The organism is Belliella marina (assembly GCF_042682445.1).
In the GTDB taxonomy this organism is placed as follows: Bacteria; Bacteroidota; Bacteroidia; order Cytophagales; family Cyclobacteriaceae; genus Belliella; species Belliella marina.
In genome coordinates this window covers 150,324-171,987 of record NZ_JBHUHR010000022.1, presented here as the reverse complement: position 1 = coordinate 171,987, position 21,664 = coordinate 150,324, and the positions used below count along the sequence as shown (strand labels likewise).

At 41.0% G+C, this 21,664-nt stretch carries 14 protein-coding genes; all 14 read right to left on the bottom strand.

Features of this window, described 5'->3' with window-relative positions; translation table 11 throughout:
* Window positions 1-31: 31 nt before the first annotated feature.
* Window positions 32-1,213: a 6-bladed beta-propeller gene (locus tag ACFSKL_RS08125; RefSeq protein ID WP_376885182.1), complete on the bottom strand. Its 1,182-nt coding sequence runs from the start codon at window positions 1,211-1,213 to the stop codon at window positions 32-34.
* An 18-nt stretch (window positions 1,214-1,231) separates the two neighbouring features.
* Complete coding sequence (locus ACFSKL_RS08120; protein WP_376885180.1) at window positions 1,232-2,659, bottom strand: 6-bladed beta-propeller; 1,428 nt, start codon at window positions 2,657-2,659, stop codon at window positions 1,232-1,234.
* A 107-nt stretch (window positions 2,660-2,766) separates the two neighbouring features.
* Complete coding sequence (locus ACFSKL_RS08115) at window positions 2,767-3,603, bottom strand: alpha/beta hydrolase (RefSeq protein ID WP_376885178.1); 837 nt, start codon at window positions 3,601-3,603, stop codon at window positions 2,767-2,769.
* Window positions 3,604-4,112: 509 nt separating this feature from the next.
* Entirely contained in the window at window positions 4,113-5,594 is a 1,482-nt protein-coding gene (locus ACFSKL_RS08110) for a Gfo/Idh/MocA family oxidoreductase (RefSeq protein WP_376885176.1), read from the bottom strand.
* Window positions 5,595-5,722: 128 nt separating this feature from the next.
* A complete protein-coding gene (locus ACFSKL_RS08105; protein ID WP_376885174.1) occupies window positions 5,723-6,853 on the bottom strand; it encodes an endo-1,4-beta-xylanase in 1,131 nt (376 codons plus the stop codon).
* Between the two features lie 74 nt (window positions 6,854-6,927).
* The gene (locus ACFSKL_RS08100; RefSeq protein WP_376885172.1) at window positions 6,928-8,292 is read right to left on the bottom strand and encodes a glycoside hydrolase family 43 protein; all 1,365 of its coding nucleotides are present in this window, start codon (window positions 8,290-8,292) and stop codon (window positions 6,928-6,930) included.
* Between the two features lie 34 nt (window positions 8,293-8,326).
* Window positions 8,327-10,267 (bottom strand): glycoside hydrolase family 97 protein, encoded by a 1,941-nt coding sequence (locus tag ACFSKL_RS08095; RefSeq protein ID WP_376885170.1) that lies wholly within the window; start codon window positions 10,265-10,267, stop codon window positions 8,327-8,329.
* A 207-nt stretch (window positions 10,268-10,474) separates the two neighbouring features.
* Window positions 10,475-12,865 carry a glycoside hydrolase family 127 protein gene (locus ACFSKL_RS08090; RefSeq protein WP_376885168.1) on the bottom strand — a complete coding sequence of 797 codons (2,391 nt, stop codon included), beginning with the start codon at window positions 12,863-12,865 and terminating at the stop codon, window positions 10,475-10,477.
* A 271-nt stretch (window positions 12,866-13,136) separates the two neighbouring features.
* Window positions 13,137-14,099 carry a glycoside hydrolase family 43 protein gene (locus tag ACFSKL_RS08085; RefSeq protein ID WP_376885166.1) on the bottom strand — a complete coding sequence of 321 codons (963 nt, stop codon included), beginning with the start codon at window positions 14,097-14,099 and terminating at the stop codon, window positions 13,137-13,139.
* A 112-nt stretch (window positions 14,100-14,211) separates the two neighbouring features.
* On the bottom strand, window positions 14,212-16,314 hold the full coding sequence (locus ACFSKL_RS08080; protein WP_376885164.1) for a hypothetical protein: 2,103 nt from the start codon (window positions 16,312-16,314) through the stop codon (window positions 14,212-14,214).
* A gap of 70 nt (window positions 16,315-16,384) precedes the next feature.
* The gene (locus tag ACFSKL_RS08075; protein WP_376885163.1) at window positions 16,385-17,329 is read right to left on the bottom strand and encodes an alpha/beta hydrolase; all 945 of its coding nucleotides are present in this window, start codon (window positions 17,327-17,329) and stop codon (window positions 16,385-16,387) included.
* Between the two features lie 54 nt (window positions 17,330-17,383).
* Window positions 17,384-19,126: a glycoside hydrolase family 43 protein gene (locus ACFSKL_RS08070; RefSeq protein ID WP_376885161.1), complete on the bottom strand. Its 1,743-nt coding sequence runs from the start codon at window positions 19,124-19,126 to the stop codon at window positions 17,384-17,386.
* A 44-nt stretch (window positions 19,127-19,170) separates the two neighbouring features.
* On the bottom strand, window positions 19,171-20,790 hold the full coding sequence (locus ACFSKL_RS08065) for a glycoside hydrolase (protein ID WP_376885160.1): 1,620 nt from the start codon (window positions 20,788-20,790) through the stop codon (window positions 19,171-19,173).
* Window positions 20,791-20,824: 34 nt separating this feature from the next.
* Window positions 20,825-21,661 (bottom strand): sialate O-acetylesterase, encoded by an 837-nt coding sequence (locus tag ACFSKL_RS08060; RefSeq protein ID WP_376885158.1) that lies wholly within the window; start codon window positions 21,659-21,661, stop codon window positions 20,825-20,827.
* Window positions 21,662-21,664 lie beyond the last annotated feature (3 nt).

The following is a 21,664-nucleotide window of genomic DNA, read 5'->3' as shown; positions in this document are numbered from 1 at the left end:
CATTAAATCATAACTATAAACACAGCTTAAATCAAGAAGGTCGGACAAAATGATAAACTGCAATGACAGGATTGTCTGAAGTTTCTGACATTTTAAGTCTAGAATCATCTAGTTTTTTCTTTGCCAAATTTTCCTTTTGAGTGATAGCCGCTATCAAGTCAACTGGACTCAATGCACCATAAGCAAAATCCCCATTGAAATTATCAAATTTAAAATGGACTAAGCTATCCACATCATTGATCATTTTTGATGAAAACTTGAAAACGCTCTCTTTTTTATTATATAAGCAATATTTGGAGGAAGGCTTAAGATAGCTTGCCTCAAAAAACACATGCTGTTGATTCTCTAAAAATGTATCTCCCATATGTCCATAATTTTTCAAAGCATCAGAAAGTGCTTCATAGCTATATGTATCTTCTATTGGTAACTGTTTATCTCCAAAATTCAGAAAGTATCTAGGGCTTATTTTTTGCCCTTTGATGCTAAATACTTTGTTGTAAAATGGTGGAATAAATAAAACCGAATCATCATAAAACCTAAATACATTTCGCTTTTCGTATGCAACATCTCTAACTGATGGATATTCAAAGTGACTTTCTATGATAACAGATTCATTATTTGAAATAAATAACTCATAAGGACCTGCTCCTTTGTCATTATATTTTGCCAAGAATGGGTTATGGTAAAAATATCCATCTAACTCCTGGATATTACTTGACTTCCAATCTATTTTCTGGGTATAACTATACTCCAAATTTTCAAAAACGACCATTAGCTGTCTGATGTGGTCATATATCATAATCTGACTTTCACCAATGAGTGTCATTTCTCCAAGTTCCATATACTCTCCTTCTGCTTCTCCTTTCCTACCCAATTGTTTTATGAAACGCCCTTCCATATCAAATACAAAAGCAGCATTTGCTATTCGCTTATCTAATACATAGATGAAATTTTTATCAATAAGTACTTTATCAATTTCTCCAATCAAACAAGCTGAGTTTGTTTCTAAAGGGATATATTCAATTTCTTTTACAAACTCTGATAGATAAAGAATAGCTACTGTATTGTGATCATTGAAATCAAAAACAATAAAACCCTCTTGATCATAGTAAACCTGCTCGATGACATCTGTAGATCTGCCACATGATGCCACGACGATGATAGCTAGGAGGACAAAGCTGATTAATAAAACTGAGCGGATCAATATTTTCATTTACCTATCTGGTAGTGATCAAAAATCTTTCAACGTAAACTTTATCAAGATAAAGCTTTCTGCATCCCTCTGGCTCTTTTCCAAATCCAATATCCTTTGCGAAAGCTTATTTTTATTATTTTTCACCATAGTAGAAAAATTTTGTGAGCTAAAGTACCCTAAAAAACCACCATCAGAAGTTATGGTCACTACAGAAGGCATGGAAATTTTATCCATATCATTGATCCAAACCGACCCTAAGTTGATCAATCGTTTACTATGCTTTGAATAAAATGCCGTATTCATATAACCACCATAACTATATGTGACACACAGATAATCAGCCGTTTCATTCACCTTATAAAGAGATGCCCAATCCCCCTTCTTTTTATTTTTATAATTCTCTACAAATGATGAAAGCTCATCAGCATCCATATCATACAACCTTGGGGGATTGACTTTGGTAAAGTCAAATGCAAATCTCGGATATACTCTTCCCTTGGCTACATCAACACCATAAACAACCGCATTGATAGACTCCATGAGCCTCAACGAATCCCCAACTTGATAAAATCCAAAGCCCGCAACTGGATACATAAGCAATTGTTCCCGATAATCACACTCCAAGTCTTGCTTTTCAATCTCTTCTTTTTCATTTGTGATAAAAAACCTAGGTTGAATTGGAAAAGTACTTTCAAAGACATGCCCATTTGGCATTCGGGAATTGTACATCGCCATAGTAGAATCACTGATAGGAAAAAATGAGGAAAGGTGTGCCTTGTTTCTCATAGCACCCAAATATTCCCCTGTGATAGCATACTGGAGTATTTTTTGACTCATTGGTGAATAAATCAAAACATTGCCTGATTCTGGATCAACTTCAAAATCCTTTATATCACCATATTCTTCTGGTCCCTCTCCTTTTCTTTGGATAGCATTTACGAATTCTCCTTCATCGGTAAATATAAAAATTGATTCCGTATGGCGATCGAATATATAAACATGTCCATTGCGATGAATCATTTTCGCTATCTCACCTATAATCATATTCTCTGGTAGAGATAGAGGAAAATATTCCACTGTAGATACAATCAAAGATGCATTCATAGCATAGTCTTTATCGACATCCTTTCTCGGATCTATACATATTATTTCTGCGTTCTCATAAGAGTCAGTTGCAAATTGAATAGAGTCTTTTGAATTGCCACAAGAATATAATAGTGAAGCACAAAACAAGGAACATTTTAAAACGATCCTCCAATTCAACTTTTTAGAATACTTTGCCACTAAATCTTTTTTGTCATCAACTTCATTGGAAATACTTTTACAACTACAGAAAAGTAAAGCTGTACAAAGAAGAGAATTGAATAAATTAAAATAAAATCTCATCATTATATACTCTTGAGAATGGTTAAAGACATTAAAAATTTGAAAATTGAGATTATAATAAAATAAGATGATTTCCATCAATTTGACTGGGATGAAACCTTAAATGTCCGAAACCTTCTTTCTTCCAATTATCCATTTACCCTCCCTAACAGCTGCAGAGTGGATAAATGTACATCAATAGTGGATCAAAATATCTCCTGAGCAAAGAAATACAATTCATTTTTCCAGTATTCAAAATTGTGGTGATGATCTGGAATCACTCTGTAAGTATGCGCTATTCCTTTGCTATTTAAATAATCATGGGCGCCATTTGAAACGTTCATCAAATTGTCCTTATCTCCACAACTCAAAAACAAAAGCTTCAGATTAGACTTGGTCACCTCAGGTTTTGGCAGCAAATCCTCACCCCGCTTTGTATTCGGAGCTGGAGAGAATGCGCCAATCCAAGCAAAATGCTCTGGATTGCCCAACCCAAAATTCATAGACTGTCCTCCACCCATCGAAAGGCCTGCGATAGCCCTATTTTCTACTCCAGGCTTTACCTTGTATTCTTTCTCTATGTAAGGGATCAAATCCTTGAGCAAATCTTCTTCGAAAGTAGCAAAAGCCTTCACTGGTTCTGCTCCAAAAATATCTCCTTCTGCTCGATCATTTTTCATCGCCCGACCATTGGGGATCACAATGATCATTGGTTTTGCCTTTTTGTCTGCATAGAGGTTGTCCAGGATCACATTTGGAGTTCCTTGATCCAGCCACTCCCGCTCATCCCCACCTATACCATGTAGCAAGTAAAGTACTGGATAAGCTTCATTCTCAGAAAAATTAGGTGGTAGATAAATATTTGCCTTTCGGTCTACCCCCACTGTTTTGGAAGGATACATGAACTCTTTGACTTCTCCTTGAGGCTTATTTGTACTTGGTTTATCAAAGCCTTCTGGCGCAATGATCTGATCTGATTGACCAAATGCAAAATTTGAAAGAGCCAAACTGAAAACCAAGGCTGTTGTTTTTAGTGCTTTCATAGGTTATTTGGTTATGGGTTTAAGGTGTTTTTTATTTATGTATATCCGCCTACATACAAGTAGCCACTTAAAATAATGTATTCAGTTCAAATCCATCAGCAGTTGACCGTAAACTGTTGTCTGTTGTCGATTATCAGCATGATTTATGTGTTTTAATATACGTACTTGTACACAAGCGGATAATCATATTTTTATTATTGTTTGCATGAAAGAAAAGAACTCACGAAGATTGACCCGTGAAGACACATTCCAAGGGAAAGTTATAGTAGTAATCAGTTTGTTGGGACACAAACCGAGGGGTAAGTAGTCGACACTTTTTCTTTTAAATGAAGAAGTTCAACCCACTTCGGGGTTGTTGTTTCCTGTATCATCATTAATCCCCGGGTTGCAACCCGGGGTTATTTAAAGTTTAACCACTTCGTGGTTTTTTTCCTTACTTAATCACTAACTTCTCGCTTCCATGTTTCTTGAATCTTGTCTCTAAAATCTCGCTTCTAATCTCTCTTTCCTCACAATTTATAATACTCTTCCCAGCCTTTTCTTGGTGGGGTGCCATTCAGGAGTTCGTTTGCTGTTTTGTTGTTGGTGATGACTTTTTTCTTTCTGTCAAACTTCAGGTTGGTATTCATTTGCTGAGCCAAGACACCCAGTGAAAATATCTGGCTCAATGGCCCTGATACTTCAAATGGAGACCTTGTTTTTTCTTCCCCCTTACATGCCAAAAGGAAATTGGCAAAATGGTTTGAGGTACTTTCCGGTACTTCAGGAAGTGATCCTTTCATATCATTGGCTGCCTCTTCTGGAATGATAGAAAGTGTACTTCCATGGGAACCTCCCTTGAAAGTCAAATCTTTGGAATAAATTATTTTCCCTGGATTCAAAGTTCTCTTTTCTATTTGGCCTGTACCCGCTGCCGGAATATCCGCACTCAATTCGGAACTTCCATAACCTTCAGGCAGTGGTGGCAAATTGTCCAATCCATCATACCAGGTCACGGTTAGTGCCGGCATTTTTTTCCTTTTTGGAAATTTGAAGTCAAGGGTAGTCGCTTGTGGGTAGAAGAGTGGATTATGGCCATCCAACTTCACTGCATTGATTTCTTCTGGAAGACCCAAGTCCAAATATCTGTGGAAACTATCCATGATATGCGCACCCCAATCACCCAAAGCGCCCATTCCGAATTCATACCAGCATCTCCACTGTCCATTGGCAAAATCCTTGTTGTAGTCATGATGCTCGGCCGTCGTCAGCCAAAGATCCCAATCCAAAGTTTCCGGAATTGGTTCGGCTTTTGGATAGCTTGTCATAGAAGTATCCCAACCATGCCATCTCCTTTGGCTATTCATATGACAGCTGATGGCATGGACGTCTTTGATAATGCCAGCATCCACCCAAGATTTGAACTGGAATGAATTTGCTTCCGAATGTCCCTGATTCCCCATCTGGGTCACGACACCATATTTTTTGGCAGCTTTCATCATCAATTCCACTTCCTGAAATGTCCTCGCCATTGGCTTCTCTACATACACAGGCTTACCGGAAGCCATCGCATGCATGGTAATGGGAAAATGTGAAAAATCCGGTGTACAGATCACTGCGGCATCAAATGCAACCTCACTTTGATCAAAAAGCTCCCTGAAATCTTTGAAACGTTTTGCCTTCGAATGTTTCTCCATAATTTTGGCCGTATGGGCTGCGCCCATATCCACATCACAAAGCGCAACTACATTGGACAATCCTGTCCTGTCAAAATCATTGATCACCTGCTCACCCCTATTTCCTATCCCTATGCAAGCCAAATTCACCCGATCACTGGGTACCCTAGACGCCATCTGTACGATTTCCCCTGCTTTGTTTTTGATTTCAGGTTTTGAAAAGAGTACATGACTCGGCATGATATGAAATGCGCCAAATGCCAATGCACTTTTTTTAAGGAAATCTCTCCTTTTTTCACTTTTGGTTGATTTTGGTTTATTCGATTTATCTTTCATCTTGGTACAGTTATAATTAAACCCCAAAATACTGCTTATTACATTCAAATAGAAACCGGTTGCATAATTCTACGCATACGATTGCATAATCCTACGCATATTCTTGGATTTTTTATCGAAAAGCAACTTTACTGGTTTTGAACCAATTTCTGTACTTCGAAATATACCGGCTTTGGCTTCAAATCCTCATCAAACAAGAAAGGGAAAGCTTTCCTATCAGGCCGATCTAACCATGTATGATCATCTCCAATACCCCAAAATGTAACATTTGTAATGAGATCACTATAGTCCAACAAGACTTGAAAGATCATGCTGTAGGCAGCCTTTTGTCTGAAGGAAAATGTGCTGTTGTACTCCACCGCTCCAGGTTCGTCACCTGACAGATAAACAGGCACATCCAATTCTGTAATCTGAATTTCTACATCCAAAGTCCGGAACAAATCCAAAGTGGTTCTGATGTCAGACTCAGAAGTATTCACATTCCAATGTCCCTGAAGACCAATTCCATGGATAGGAATCCCATTGTCTTTCAACCTTTTGACCATGTTATAGATTTTATGACGCTTCCAGCTAAATATGGAATTATAGTCATTGTAGAACAACTTCGCGTCCGGATCTGCCCTGTGGGCATATACAAAAGCCGAGTCAATGTATGTTTCCCCTATCATTTGGTACCAGGGAGAATCCTCTCTATACTCGATCACACCTTCTGGATCCCAATCAAACATGGCTTCATTGACCACATCCCATGCATATACGTCGCCTTTGTACCTAGAGACTACGGCTGTAATGTGTTCTTCCAGTTGAGCAAGGGCAACCTCTTTGGACAATAACTCCCCATTTTCATCATAAAACATCCAGTCCGGAGACTGTGCATGCCATGTCAGACAATGTCCCCTTACCAGCATACCGTTGTCTTTTGCAAACTTTACTAACTGATCCGCATTTCCCCATGTATATTGACCCTTGACTCGCTGGAGTGCATCAGGCTTCATGACATTCTCGGCTGTGATACTGGAAAAATGCTCTCGCAATGCCTGTCCGTGCGGTGTACCAAGATTCGCTTGCTGTGGCGTAACCGCCGCACCAATGGGGAAATAATCCTTGAACAATTCCTTTAGAGGAATGGCAACCTCCACATTGTCATCTTCTTCAATTGGGTCATCCAATTCTGGGACTATCTCTTCCGGCGATGTACAACTGAGTCCAAGAAGAAGTAATGCCATGACTGGCAATAAGTTTATACAATATCTTTTCATAATGGAATATTTTGGATGTTATGTTTCAAGCTTCTTGCTTCTGATCACAGGACCACTCCTATTTGTCTTTTAATTCACCTTGTGAATAACCAATAGTCAAAGAACATGATATCGCTTGGAGCTTTTCCTTTGTACACAAAGTACAAATCATGGATCCCTGACACTTTTTCAATATCAGCACCGACAAGAGACCACCTATCGTCTCCACCTGTGAGTGGGACTTTGATGGTTGCCAATAGCTCACCTTCCTTGCTGTCAAGCCTTACTTCCATGTATACATCACTATGATGGGTTGTACCTACCCTTGCCGTGAATTTGGTAGCTCCACTATCTCGAAAATCAACGCCTATCACTTTGGTATAAGCTTCATTCCTGGTGGCAGTGATAAAATTTCCTACCACTTTATTATGCTTCGCCTTGACTCCTTCTGACCAAGCAATCATTTCAGCTTCGTTTTTTACATATGGATTTACAGAACCTAAACTTTCAGTAATTCCTTCGGTCATTTTCATCGGGACGATCGTACCATCTTCATTGAACTTGACTTCTTCGACTGCGACCGACCGGGTAAAACCACTCCCCCCAGGCAAAGCACCATTGTGGTAGAATAAATAGGTTTTTCCCTTAAAATCAATAATCCCCGGATGATTGGTAAAGCTCCTTCCTTCAGAAGGCATCAATATCCCTTGATATTTCCAGGGGCCAGTCGGACTGTCACCCATGGAGTACCCCAAGTGCTCCGGAAGCTCTCCTGCTGCAAACAGCAAATAATACAGATCATTTCTTTTGTACAGCCAAGGACCTTCTTCATATGTGGTTGGTCTTTTGGAATCATCGGCATTTCTCTTTCCGAAGGATTCAATAGTATTTGGAAACTGATCAACTTCCCCATCCAAGGAAATCATATCCTCATTCAACTTAACATGGTAACAAACTGGATTTCCCCACATCAAATAAGCCTGACCGTCATCATCTACAAAAACTGTAGGGTCTATATCCGCCATGCTATTGCTGATCAATGGCTTGCCCAAAGGATCCACAAATGGCCCATAGGGACTGTCCGATACGGCCACTCCAATACCATTTTGGTTGTTTCTGTCTGTAATCGGGACATACATATAGAATTTCCCTTCTCTCTCTATACATTGTGGGGCCCACGCATTTATTTTGCCCCATCCGAAATCTTTGTATGAGAGAATAGACCCATGATCGGTCCAATTGACCATATCTTCCGTTGTGTATAATCTCCAGTCATTCATGGTAAACCAAGTCGATCCATCTTCATCATGTGAAGTATATAGATAGACTTTGTCATTGTACACCATCGGAGCAGGGTCGGCTGTGTAGGATGTTTGGATGATGGGGTTTTGTGCTTGGCTATTTCCAAAATGAAACAACATGGCACAGAAAATCAAATATGCAAAGCGTATATTTTTCATAGGTATGGTTTTGGTAGAAATTTACTTCTTCCGGTTATAAATCATCAGTCAATACAAACCCGCCATTTGGTTGGATAGTAACCGTAAACTCCCCGTCATTTCCAATTTCCAGGCTACTGTGTGTCGGCTGCATGTCCTTGTCGTCATTGTAAAATGACACTTTTCGCCCTTGCAGCATGGGAATGCTGATTTTCAATGTTTTGGTATTGGATTCTGCATTCACACCCGCTACATACCAATGCTTGCCACTTCTTCTGGCGATCACGCTGTATTTGCCGGGATAGCCATCTATATAGATGGTTTCATCCCAAGTAGTGGGCAATTTTCTCAAAAAATCCAGTTCAAATTCAGGAACATCCTCTAGATTATTTGGCGTCAAGCCGAACATCTGTACTGGGTTTTGGAAAAGAACACCCGTGGCCAATTGAAAGATGTCTGTCGTCAAGCGTTTTTGCCCTCTTTGGTTTCCTTTGTTTAGATACTTGTTTAGCAGTATCCCACCAAACTCCATACTTCCGACAGTATTTCTGATAAATGGATGAAGGGTGGCGTAAAATGCCTCTTTCTCTCTTGTATCTTGCACAAAAACCAACATTTCGGAAGCCAACACAGCTTCGCTTCCTACGAAATTTGGATACATCCTTTCCCAGCCTCTGGGAAGGGTTGCCCCATGGAAAATAACCATCAACCCATACTCGTTCGCTTCGACCAAGATATCCTCATACAAGCGCATGGTCTCCTGCTTATCCCCTCCAAAAAAGTCGACTTTCAATCCCTTGACTCCCGCCTCTTGCAACCATTTCATTTCTTCTTTTCTTGCGATGGAAGTATTCATTTTGTTCAAAGGAGTCTGAAAGGCATCATTGGCAGTTCCGTTTGAATTGTACCAAAGGAAAACATCTACATTCTTGGAATTGGCATATTTGATCAATTCCTCCATGCGGTCGTAACCGATTCTATCATCCCACCATGCATCTATCAAAATATATTCGAAATCCATCTCAGCTGCCAAGTCAATGAACTTGACCTGATCATCATAGTTCATGCTGTTGTCTTGCCAGAGTATCCAGCTCCAAGTTCCTTTTCCGTATTTGTAAACCTGGGAAGCTTCATACAAAGGTTCAACCACATCAAATGCAACGGTAGTCTCTACAATGGGTTTGAGCGATTCTCCAACTGTGATCGTTCTCCACGGCGTAGACCCAGGAAGCCCCACCTGTGCCCCTGTACTTCCAAACCCATTGTTTTGCTCCATTTGGGGATATTCGACAGTAAATAGTCCCTCTTTAAAACTGCTGAGATGAGAGCCATTGTAACCACCACTTACACCGGTTTCTGATAACAGCACCCAGCCATTCTGACCTATTTGGAACAAAGCAGGAAATACATATCCGAATCTTGCATTGTTTTTTTCGATGGGGGCATCTACTGTATAACCACTTTCATAACTTGGTGCTGTCCTTGCAAAGCCAGTCATCGGTGTCATCATGGGTGAAAGAAATGAGGTGCTTTGGGTAGGAAATTTGAAACCAGTCGCCTCCTTTTCAATTACAACAGCCCTTGTATCTCCCCATTTGGGTAATTCATATCGAAAAGCAATGTCATTGTCGCTGACCTGAAAATGTACATTCAATTCTTTGCCATCTATATTCTTGACAGTATATGTGAGCGTATTGGCTTTGTATTTGACGGAGGATTTCTTGATCCTATCCAATGTGTAGGCATTGTCAGTTTCGCCAGTGGATGTACTTACAAAAGTCAGGTTTCTCGAAAAATCGCCTTCATTGGCTAGCAATCCCAAGGGGGATTTTTCCAGCATCATATGATCACTGTAGGAAACTGAATATCCCAAGTCCCCATCTATCACTTCCAATTTAACTTGAAGTTTCCCATCAGGGCTTTTTACAATGGCAGTGTTTTGCGCATGGGAAAATGCAGTAATGAATATCAAACAGCATGTGGCTATAATTTTCATATCTTATTTATTTATTATGTATATCCGATTTCTTACAAGTAGCCAATTAAAATAATGTATCCATATTATTTCCAGGGCAAGTTGACTGTCAACCGTTGACACCCGTGCGCTCCACCACGGCGGACAGGCGTGGCGTAGTTGACAATTATCCGCATGATTACATATGCATAATTTAACTACTGGTACCATTGCGGATAATCATATTATTTATTTTTTTACTAGACGGATGTAATAAACTGCTCCTGCAGTATTTCCTGGTATTGATTGAAATTTGACCCTGATGCTGCTTTTGCCCTTTACCATCGAATCAGGAATAGTGTACTCTAAATCTTGAAACTTCGACTGGTTCCATTTTCCTGTATTATCTTCGGTCAATAGCTTTTCATCATCAATAAAAACATCAAATTTGCGGCCACCCCATTCGGCTCCCCAGTAGCGTACATGAAGACCAAGGTTTGTTTCTGAATTTGTTTTCATTTCATAACTGAAATATCCACCCCGGTTTGCTTCACGGTAGAAATCGTTGTTGGCATTGCCTGAACTCGAATTTTCGACTTGCATGGCATGGTCGGTTTCGGGTTGTTGTTCTCCTGTAGCCACAAAGTCGACGGTGCGGTTTTCTAGGGCAATCTTTTCAAATTCCATATTGGCCAATGAATCCATATAGGCCTGATAGCCGTCGTTGGTAAGTGCCAACCAGTATATCATATACCGGGCATCGTGGATTTGGGCAAATGGTTTCAATTTTAGATCGATAGGATTAACCATTTTAACATTGAGCGTAAAATTCAAGGGCTCATTTTCAACTGGCACCAATTTGCTGGCAATATTATCTAAATCATCTTCAACAAGAATGGGAGCCTGGTCTATGGGCAATAATTTACCACCCGGAAACTGGCCCCATCGCCCATCGCCAGCAATCAGACCCCTTAGGTCGTCTGTGCCAGTTTCAGCACCGAGTAAAATGGGACCATGCATAAATGCGATATAATCAGGAACATTTGGCAAACGTTCAATTGTACTGTGCATGGGTGTTACCACTTCTACAACATCTCCTTTCTTCCAATCTCTCTCAATGGAAATATAAGAAGAGGGTTGTTCAGTGAACTTAACATCTTCCCCATTTACTAAAATCCTCAATGCCCCATTTTCCACCCATTTTGGATACCTGACCATCAGTTTGAACTTAGACGAGCCCTCAGTGACAGTGATTTTTGTACTTCCTTCATTCGGGAAATCCGTTTCCTGCCTAATTCTAACTTTTTTATCTTTCCAGTTGAGTTCCGACGCAATAAACAAATTGAGGTACAATGAATCACCTGAATGAGAGTATATCAATTGGTTATATTTCCCATGGTTTTCCATACCTGTACCTACACAGCACCACATTGCTTCATTTGGTGCTGAATACACCCTGTAATGGCGTGGTCGGGCAGTTGTAAAATACACATAACCACCATGCTTCGGGTGTTGGGTTGAAAGAATATGATTGAACACAGTACGCTCGTAGTAATCCATATAATGCGCCGAAGGCTGCATACGAAACAAGTCTTCGGTCAATTTCAGCATATTATATGAATTGCAAGATTCCGGACCATCTACATCATTGATAAAATCTCCACAGGATTCAACACTTGGAAAATGCTCTCTACGACTATTTCCTCCAAAAGCCAGGGAACGGTTTTCGGTTATAGTCTCCCATGAGAAGCGGCCTGCTTTTTCGTAGTCTTGTTCACCACTAAGCTCTGCAATCCTTGCGAAACCGATGAATTTAGGTATTTGGGTATTGGCGTGCTTGTTGTCGAGATTATCAATCCCATTCGCCAACGGCTCCAAAAAAGTATTGTGCGAATACCGTTTTGCTGCAATGAGGTATTTTTCATCTCCAGATATTTGATATGCATCGGCAAAGGATTCATTCATTCCACCGTATTCCATGTTGAGCATAGTCTCCATCTGCTCGTCGGAAAGATCAGCGGTAATGTTGATTCCCCAGTCACAAAACTTCAAGAATAAGTCCTTGGCATCATCGTCGCCAGCATATAGCCAGGCATCTCTTAGCCCAGCGTACATTTTATGCAAATTGTAAAAAGGCGCCCAGGCAGAAAGGTAAATACTAAAATCACCTGTTTTAAATGCACTCCACAAATCTGCACTATTAGGAAAACCACCGATATAACCAACTCCCCATTCCGGATTATTGACAGCATTGGCTTCAAGGCAGGCTTTGAGCTCCGAAAGCATGTATTCCATGCGTTTTTTGCATTCAAGATCGCCTGTAGCAGCATAATTCATGGCCATTGCCGAAAGGTAATGACCGGCTATATGACCATCAAGCCCGTCCCAATTGGGATAGGTTTTTGCCTTTTCGGGCAAACCCGCAATCTTGCGGTAAGGTGCCAGCATACGGTCAACATCGTATTGTAATAGCACATGAAGATTCAAGTCTCGGGCATGTTTAAATGGGCCATCGAGCAAAACAACATCCGATATCGGAAATTCATTACTGTAAAGTTTATCTTGTGCATGAATTGCAAAGCAATGCAGCAAAAAACATATAAATAAACCTAACTTGATTTGTTTCGTTTTTCGTTTCATTTAATATCTCTTTAGCTTCTCTTTTAGTCTTGAATTTCTTTTTGATCTGTACAAACCAACAACGACTACAGTTTCCACTTTAAGGATCTGAGGATTAGATGATTTGGATATTGTTTAATATGTATATCCGCTTTCTCACCAGTAGCCATTTGAAATAATGTATCCATATTGTTTCTAGGGTAAGTTGACAGTCAACCGTCGACGATTTATCCTCATGATTTCATGTGAAAATTCACTTTTTGGTGTCATTGCGGATAATCATATTGTTTAATTATAAAACAGCACTGACTCCTTCCTCAGTCTGAATCACTTTTTGGATTGTACCATCTTCATTGTAGTACATGTAGTCCACACAAATGGATCTTCTATAGCTTCCTCCTGTGGGTAGCACGCCATTGTGATAGAAGAAATAATCTTTTCCCTTGTAAGTAACCACCCCAGGATGAACTGTAAAACTATTGGGAACACTTTCCATAATCACTCCTTTGTGTTCCCATGGCCCTTCTGGACTTGTGGCTATGCAATAGTCAATTTGCTCTGCTTTATCCCCTTTGCTGGCATAAAGCAAATAGTACAGATCATTGCGCTTATAGACCCATGGGCCTTCAATGAAATTTTCGGGATTCAAATAATTGATTTCGCCATCCATTTCTATCATGTTGTCTTTGAGCTTTGCCCATTTCAGACTTCCATTGCCCCAATAAATATAAGCTTGACCGTCATCATCAATAAAAACTGCTGGATCGATATCATCCCAGCCATGCTTATTGTCGGTGGTCATTTCATTTACAACCAATGCTTTGCCAATGGCATCTACAAATGGACCAGTAGGACTATCAGACACAGCTACACCGATGGCGGCACCGCCATTGCTGTTTTCATCTTTTTTATGAAATGTGGAAACATAAAAATAAAACTTCCCATCTCTCTCTGTACAATGTGCCGCGTAGGCATCACCTGTAGCCCAAGAAAAAGTTTTTGGGGAAACGGGTGCTCCCTGATACTCCCAATTCACCATATCGGTAGATGAAAATACAAGCCAATCTTTCATCTCATAATTTTTGGAATCTACAGATGCTGTATCGTGGCTGGTGTATAAGTAAACAATATCATTGTGTACAATAGGTGCTGGATCGGCTGTGAAAACATCACGGATAATTGGGTTTTGAGAGAAACCTATCTGGATGATTAAGCTAAAAGCTAAAGTGAATAGAAATTTTATGGCTGTTTTCATTTGGCTTAGGTTTAAGGTTTTGGTGTAACTTTCCCAAAGTTTTGAACTTTGGGAAAGTTTTTAGGAAAGTTTAAAATAGGTTGATTCACCTCTTCAGTTTATTTTGATACTTTTAAATGAATCTCACTTTGTAAGTTTTGATAACTCCTCTGTAATCACAAGTTACTGTAGCTTCTCCGTCTTTATTTTCAGCTTGTTCAATAGAGATTTTCACAGATGGATTATCAGCTTTGGCAGTTACTTTGGGATTAGAATCCGAACCAGCTGCAAGGCTTGCATTTACTTCATAAAGACCATAACCAACGATGCCATTTTCATTTGTGGATCTTATGGGTGTTTCTGGAACTTCTACAGCCTCACCATTCACTGATATGCTAATCTTTGGAGAAATAGGCCTTTCGATTTCTTTTCCCTTTGCACTAAATGCCAATCCCAACAAGTCAAAAAGAGGCTCTGATCCATCTCCTTCTGAAACCAAGTAAACAGCATGTTTTTTGTCCAATTGATCAACATATTCCGATACATCAATTTTGAACTTTGTCGATTCGTTTTTAGAATTTGCAGGAACTTCGATCATACCGATTTTAGTACCTTTCCAAGTGTCATTTGCATAAGGACCATCTATCCAAACATTGACTTTGAAAGCTTTGTCTGTCTTTGGAGTTAGGAAAAGATTGAAAGCTGTTTGATTTCCAGATTTTGTTCCTTCAAATGCTTTGAGTCCATTTTTATCTTCAGACAGACCTCCAAAACCAAAGTATTTATAACCAATAATATGTCCGTCTTTGACTTGCGTGATCGGCATGTGATTGTCCCAAATATCCCAAGAATCCTGCTGGATGCTGATATCAGAAAGATATGCGGCATATCCTGCTGAGTAATATTGATATGGATCAAGACCATACATATGGAAACCTTCTGAGGTCACTTCAGCACCTTTGTATTCTCTGCCTTGGCTGTCCTTGGCAGTCCATTGTTTGTTTTCGGCATATGGATCATAGGCTCTGATTCTTGCTCCTCCACCTTCTGCTACTGGTTTTTCATCTACCTCTATGCTAATCGGTGCCACAACAGGCTGACGGGCAAAACCAAATCCTCTAGGTGGCTTGTGGTAAAACACGTACCATTGTCCATTGATCTCTTCGATACTTCCATGGGTATTGTGCCCACCGTTGGTAAGCATGATACCGGTTCCATCTTCATTCAAAACCGGCCCTCTCGAATCCACCAATACACCTCCGCTTTTCCATGGACCAAGTGGAGAATCACCAACTGCATATCTCAAAGTGGAATTGGTGCTACTTACTCCATAATCAGGTCCTGAATAGCCACTGAATACAGTGATGTATTTATTGCCAACTTTTCTAATAGAAGAAGCTTCAAAGAAATTGAATGTTCCCAAATCTTCTTCCTCGTAGATATTTGGATATTGAGTTCCCTCTGGATCTCTTAGAGAACCATATCTATTACTAGCAGGGAGAAAATAAGGGATCACCTCAGTACCAGGTCTGATTGAATACATGGTATTCTGATCCAATTCAGCTGCCATAGATCTCTGGAATCCCCAGAATCCGTAAGCTCTGAAACCTATCTCATAATCAGGATCATTTGGATCATCGATATTTTCTATATAGACAGCGGGATCAAAACCTAAAATACTTCCAGGGATTGTACGCTTTCCATCTTCCGTCATATTGATCGGAGTAAATGGCCCATCTGGTCTTGAACCTTTTGCTACCATTGCTTCTCTTCCAGGACCTCTGCTATGTGGGTATAGGTAGTATTCCTTAGTTCCGTCTTTTCTTTTTACTTCCACCAAATCTGGTGCATACATCACATCCCATTGTCCATCTATTTCATAGGTAAAAATAGCTCCTTCGTCTCTCCAGCTCGTCAAATCCTCTACAGGAGCTGACCACATCCTAATATCCGGTCCACAATAGCTCGTGAACCTGACATCATGGGAACCGATTATATAAGCCCTATACTTACCCGGATTATCAGGATCTTCAAATACCCGTGGTTCTCCGTCAGGAACATGCTCCCACAAAGGAAGGTATGGATTACCAGCCACTGTGTGCACATATTTCCCTTCATGCATCAAGCTGGTTTGAGCTTCTTCTTGGGCACATGATACAGATGCAGAGATCATGACCAATCCAAGTGCTAGCTTCAATAGGTCTTTTGCTTTGGAGAAAAGCGATAACTTTTTCATAGAATAGGTTTATTCGTGAGATTTAATATTTCTATTTTTTTCTTATTTATTAGCAACTGCTAAGGGCTCATCACTCCGACGACTTAGCTGTGAGAAAGCTATTGACATCCAGCCAGTGAATAAATGCATCAAACCAGCGGTTACTGGTTCGGTTGGGATTTCCCAGGCCGAAACCGTGACCACCATTTTGATAAAGATGAAACTCAACGGGAATGTCTGCTTTGTACCAGGAATCGATGATACCAAACTGCCCCCTGAAAAGAAAATCATCGCTGGCGATCACATTGAACATGGGCGGCGCATCCTCCGGCACCTTTACCGGACCCATACCACCATAGATCGGACCAATGAAGGCCAGCTTCATGGTTTGGGAGTTCAGTGTACAATGCATGGTAAGACCGGCACCTGCCGAAAAGCCAATCATGCCTATTCTGTCCGTATCTACCCCCCACTCTTCGGCTCTTTCCACGATCATCGCATAGGCAGCCTCAGCGTCCTCAAGTTGGTCAGAAAGATCTCGCTGCACGGGACGAGGCCTTGGTTCTTCGTCTTGTGCTGGATTAGATGCTGCATCGAAGGTTCTATTCATAGATTCCCTAAAGCCATCCAAGGATTCAGGAGTTGGATGAAGGCGATACTTGAGCACAAAAGCAGTGATTCCCTGTGCGGCCAATGCTTCTGCCACATCCCAGCCTTCGTTTTTCAATGATAACCATCGAAAGCCTCCTCCGGGAGCTACTATTATAGTAGTACCGTTTGCCTTTCCGGGTTCCGGTAGAAATGGAGTTAGGCTTGCCACAGTAATATTACGAGCCATTGGGTCGCCCCATTGCCGAAACCAAGTCTCTGAAGCTGGTTGATCATCGACCCCTCCTGTACCAAGAGGAATAGCATTGGGTTCATCTGGGGTTTCAAGTGGGTAAATGGTTCCATCCTGGGCAATTGTAGATTTTGCGCAGAAAAGCAACAAGACTAGAATAGAAGATTTAGCCAGTGTTTTAAGTGTATTTAGCATGATAGGTTATTTTGATGCATTTAAAATGTATAATGGGTTACTTTTTATTCATGTCTATTCCACGGTCGCATCATTGGCTGTAGTGGCATAAAGTCCGATCATGTTACCCGTAAATCCACCGGCAACATTTGTCGATAATATGTCACCTGATACTTTACCACCAAGATTCTGAATTTCACCACCTGCCACAGCATAGCCAAATTCATAATCATCTCCGGTAGCCTTCACTTGTAAAGTGAGGGGTTTGGAAATATCTACTTTGGTACTGGCTAGTATTTGTGAGTTGATTTGTCTGTTTCTTCCCATACCTTTTCCTTCTGTGCGTTGCAAAACCAATACATGGTCATTGCCCACTTTGGTCACACCAAAGACATAATTGAAAGCTTCACTCTGAACACAAGTAATGCCCGCTAAGTCTTTTTCACTTTGCGGCTGATAAGTCAGCTTGGTTGTAAAGGAGAAATTCTGATGTTGCTGTCTGTAGAACAAAGTTGAGGTTGGCTTCACTTCTTTGATATTGGCAGCAAAAGGATTGATCTGTAGACCACCTTTGGTAAATGAGATAAAATCCTCTCTAGGTCCCCTTAGTCCGATCCACCTAAAGTCCAAATCCTTGGAATCAAATTTCTCGGTGTACACAAAATTGCCATTAGGGAAAAACCCATCTTTGCCAGTTTTATTTTCAGTCACACCTTCAGGCATTTTTAATTTGGGTTCCATAGGGATCAAGCCATTTTCAAAAACCGGCCACTCTCCAGACCAATCAACTGGAAGAATGAAAGTTTCCCTTCCAGTGTTTACCCTGTTTTTTTCATTTGGCCTTACACCTAAGAAGACCCCATAATATTTGTCATCAGGACCTAAGACAAGGTCTGCATGGCCTGCCCAATCAACCCGATAATTTCTGTTGTTTCCAAAATAACGCTGTGTCAGGATCGGGTTGGATGGAGCTGGGATAAACGGTCCAGTTGGGCTATCGCTTTTGAAAATCACCTCGCTGTGGTTTCCTCCCGTGCCACCTTCCGCACACATCAAGTAGTATGTCCCATCCTTCTTGTAAAGGTGGGGTGCTTCAATCCAAATAGGATTTTTGGCTGGGTCTACCCCTCCATCCACGATAATCTTGTCGGTACCTGCTACCACTTGGTCACTATCCAAATCATATTCCCAGACTTTGATCACTCTATGGCCATTATATCTTTCTTCGCCTTCATTTGGGGCATCGTTGTGAACTACATAGGCTTTGCCATTGTCATCAAAAAATATCCCCGGGTCAATTCCGTCAAATTTCAATTTGATGGGATCACTCCATCCTTGAAACGGATCTTTGGTCTTCACCACAATATTTCCAAATCCACCTGCAAACTGTGTAGTGATCATGTAGAAGGTGTCATTGTATGGATTGTACTTGATATCCGGTGCATAGATCCCCATACTGATCCCGGTGTCATGGACTTTGAGTTGCGACTTGCGATCCAAAACATGTCCTATCTGTGTCCAATTCACCAAGTCTTTGGAATGGAAAATAGGCACTCCTGGAAACATCGCAAAGGAAGAGACAACCATAAAATAATCATCCCCCTTTCTAGTAATGGCAGGATCTGGATAGCATCCCTGAAGCAAAGGGTTGTAAAATTCACCTTCCTTCAATGGATTATCGATGTATACCTGGTCTTTTCCCTCATAGACCACTTCAGAGAAAATGGGGGAATTGCTTTTTTTCTTCTGCCCAAACCCATCAAATATGGAAATAAATGCCAAAATGAAAGACAAAATAATAGCTTGGTTTTTTTTCATTATACTCGTATTGATTGATTGATAAATGCTTTTTAAGATTCTGATTATTCCAACACAATGGTGGTGATACTCTTTGCCGATAAGCCAAGGGAAGCAACACCACCTTGGGTAGTGACATCAACTGAATTTTGTCTCTGGTTCAAAGAGGTGACAGTTGCATGCACAGTGTCAAACCCTTCTGGTATTTCCAATTCTATCGCAGGAATGCTTTCCGCTTCTTTGTTGATCAAGACAATTACAAGTTTCCCTTCACCTGTATATCCAGTGACATCAATGTTCCTTGGCTCTGAAAGGCTTGCAGATATCCTGGTATAACCTGGTCTGACATGCTTGGCAAACTGGGCCATGGCATCACCTCTTCTTAAAGTCTGCCCCCTGGTAGTTCCTTGCTCGCCTTCGCCCAAGAATGAGTAAAACCTTCTGATATACCACCAGATATAGGCATTCCAATTCGAAATCATAGAATCATGGATGGTCTGCAACATGCCCATGGTCTCTTCCCAAATGACCGCCTCTTCTGTATTCCAGTTGTTGATGTCAACACCACTATTCTGGTTCATCAGGTATTCGGTCATCCACACTTCCACACCTTTTTGTTCAGCCAATGGATACGGTGCCAGGCCACTGCCATAGATGTGTCCCGACACGATATCCAGGTTTTTGAGTGCATCCGGGTCATTGAGTATCTGGTCTGTATAGGACTGTTTGAAATTGAATGACTCTGCAGCAGTAAGCTTTGCCCCTTGGATTTTATCCCCATGGAACTTGACAAAATCATAAATCTGCCCAACCGTCCAATCACAGGACTCGTAACTTACCTGAATATCCGGTTCGTTTTGGATAGAAACCACATCTACAGCAGCTCCCTGCTCAGCCATGAACTGAACAAAATCATTCAAATAATTTGCGTAAGCTTCATAATTCTCTTCCAAAAGATATCCTCCTACCAGATTGTTGATACTTTTCATGCTGACGGGTGGCGACCATGGAGAAGCAATAATGGTCGCCCCATGCTTCTTGGCTTCTTTGACAGTCTCTACCACGGCAGGCCAATCATTTCTAACTGGAGAAAGCCTAACCCGGTAAATCGAAAGTCCCAATTCACCTGGCCCTGTTCCGAAAGCAAGTTTGATTTCGTTGGCATCCAAAAAATCTGTCCCCCACATCATATTTCCCCCACCAAATCCCGAAATATGCTGGTAAGTGACATTTTGATCCAAATTGATTCTAAACGGGACAAATTCCTTTCCTGCTTGGGTCAATATCATTTCAAATTTCTCCCCTGTACCATCTGAAGCCTGAAGGCTTATCTTGACCACATTATCTGAATAGGTATCATTCTGTCGATACCGAATGGCGACTCTCGTAGTGGAGCTGCCAATAGTGTTGCTACCGGCGACTCTAGGTGTGAATTCCTGAACAAAATCTTCCCCTTCAATGACTTCCTCTACTTTAATTATCCATTGGGTATATGCCCAATGGACATCCAAGTTTAAGCTGCCACTACTGGCTGATAAATCCCCGTCGGGGATACTACTTAAATCCCAACTGAGTTGGGCGGTCCTGTTTTCTGATTCCTCTTCATCTACGCAAGCGGAAATGAATCCCAGCATAATTGCTGCAAGAAAAAAAAGTGACCATCTTAAATTATTAACTCTTTTCATAATTCCTACTTTTAAGTACTCTACCCAAACCCCTCTAATTCAATATTGACAACATTTGTGTCCCGTATCTTCTCCCCAGTTCCCTATAACCTGCTGCCGAAAAATGCGGGCCATCATCCACAGCTTCGCAATCTGCCGAAGAAACCACATATGCTTGGGGAATTGTTGATGGCAAAGTTTGAATGATCGCATTCATACTGGCACATTTGCCACCTTGCTCTGCACTGACCATCTCACCAGCCAAAAGCGGAAGGGAGTTTTCCGCTAAGCCCAAATCTGAAAGTATACTATCATATACCCCTTTAACTTTGCTTGGCCAACTTTGATCTCCTGTATTGGATTCTCCCTGATGAAGGAGAATTCCCTTGACCACCCCCTCTTTTTGGGCTTGTTTGGCCAGCGTAATCAATCTTTCGTACGGATTCCCATCATATTCCCTGACCATATTCTGAAGCCAATCCGGTGCAGTATCTACATAAGATTGAAAACCATCCTTTTGGAAAAGCTCAATTTTAGTCCCTCCCACGGATACATTGATCACTCCTACACGGATATGCTCGGGTAGATTTTCCAGCAAAGTCCTTCCAAAATAATCTGTTGGACCTAGCCCAGTATGACATCTGGTGATAGGTGCAGCGGCTGGGTACCATTGCCCCATTTTCCTTTCCAAATTGTCGCAGTCGACAGCTTGCAATACCTGAAATCTCTCATCCACGACAGTGTCCTGCTCATCAAACTTCGCCGCCCCTTCCATGTTGGATTGTCCAAAACTCAGGAAAATGTAAAAGTTTTCATCTTGGGCCAAAGTCGACAGCCCGAAGTTCATCAACAGGAATGTGATCGTTAGGATTTTAAGTTGGTATGGTTTCATAAT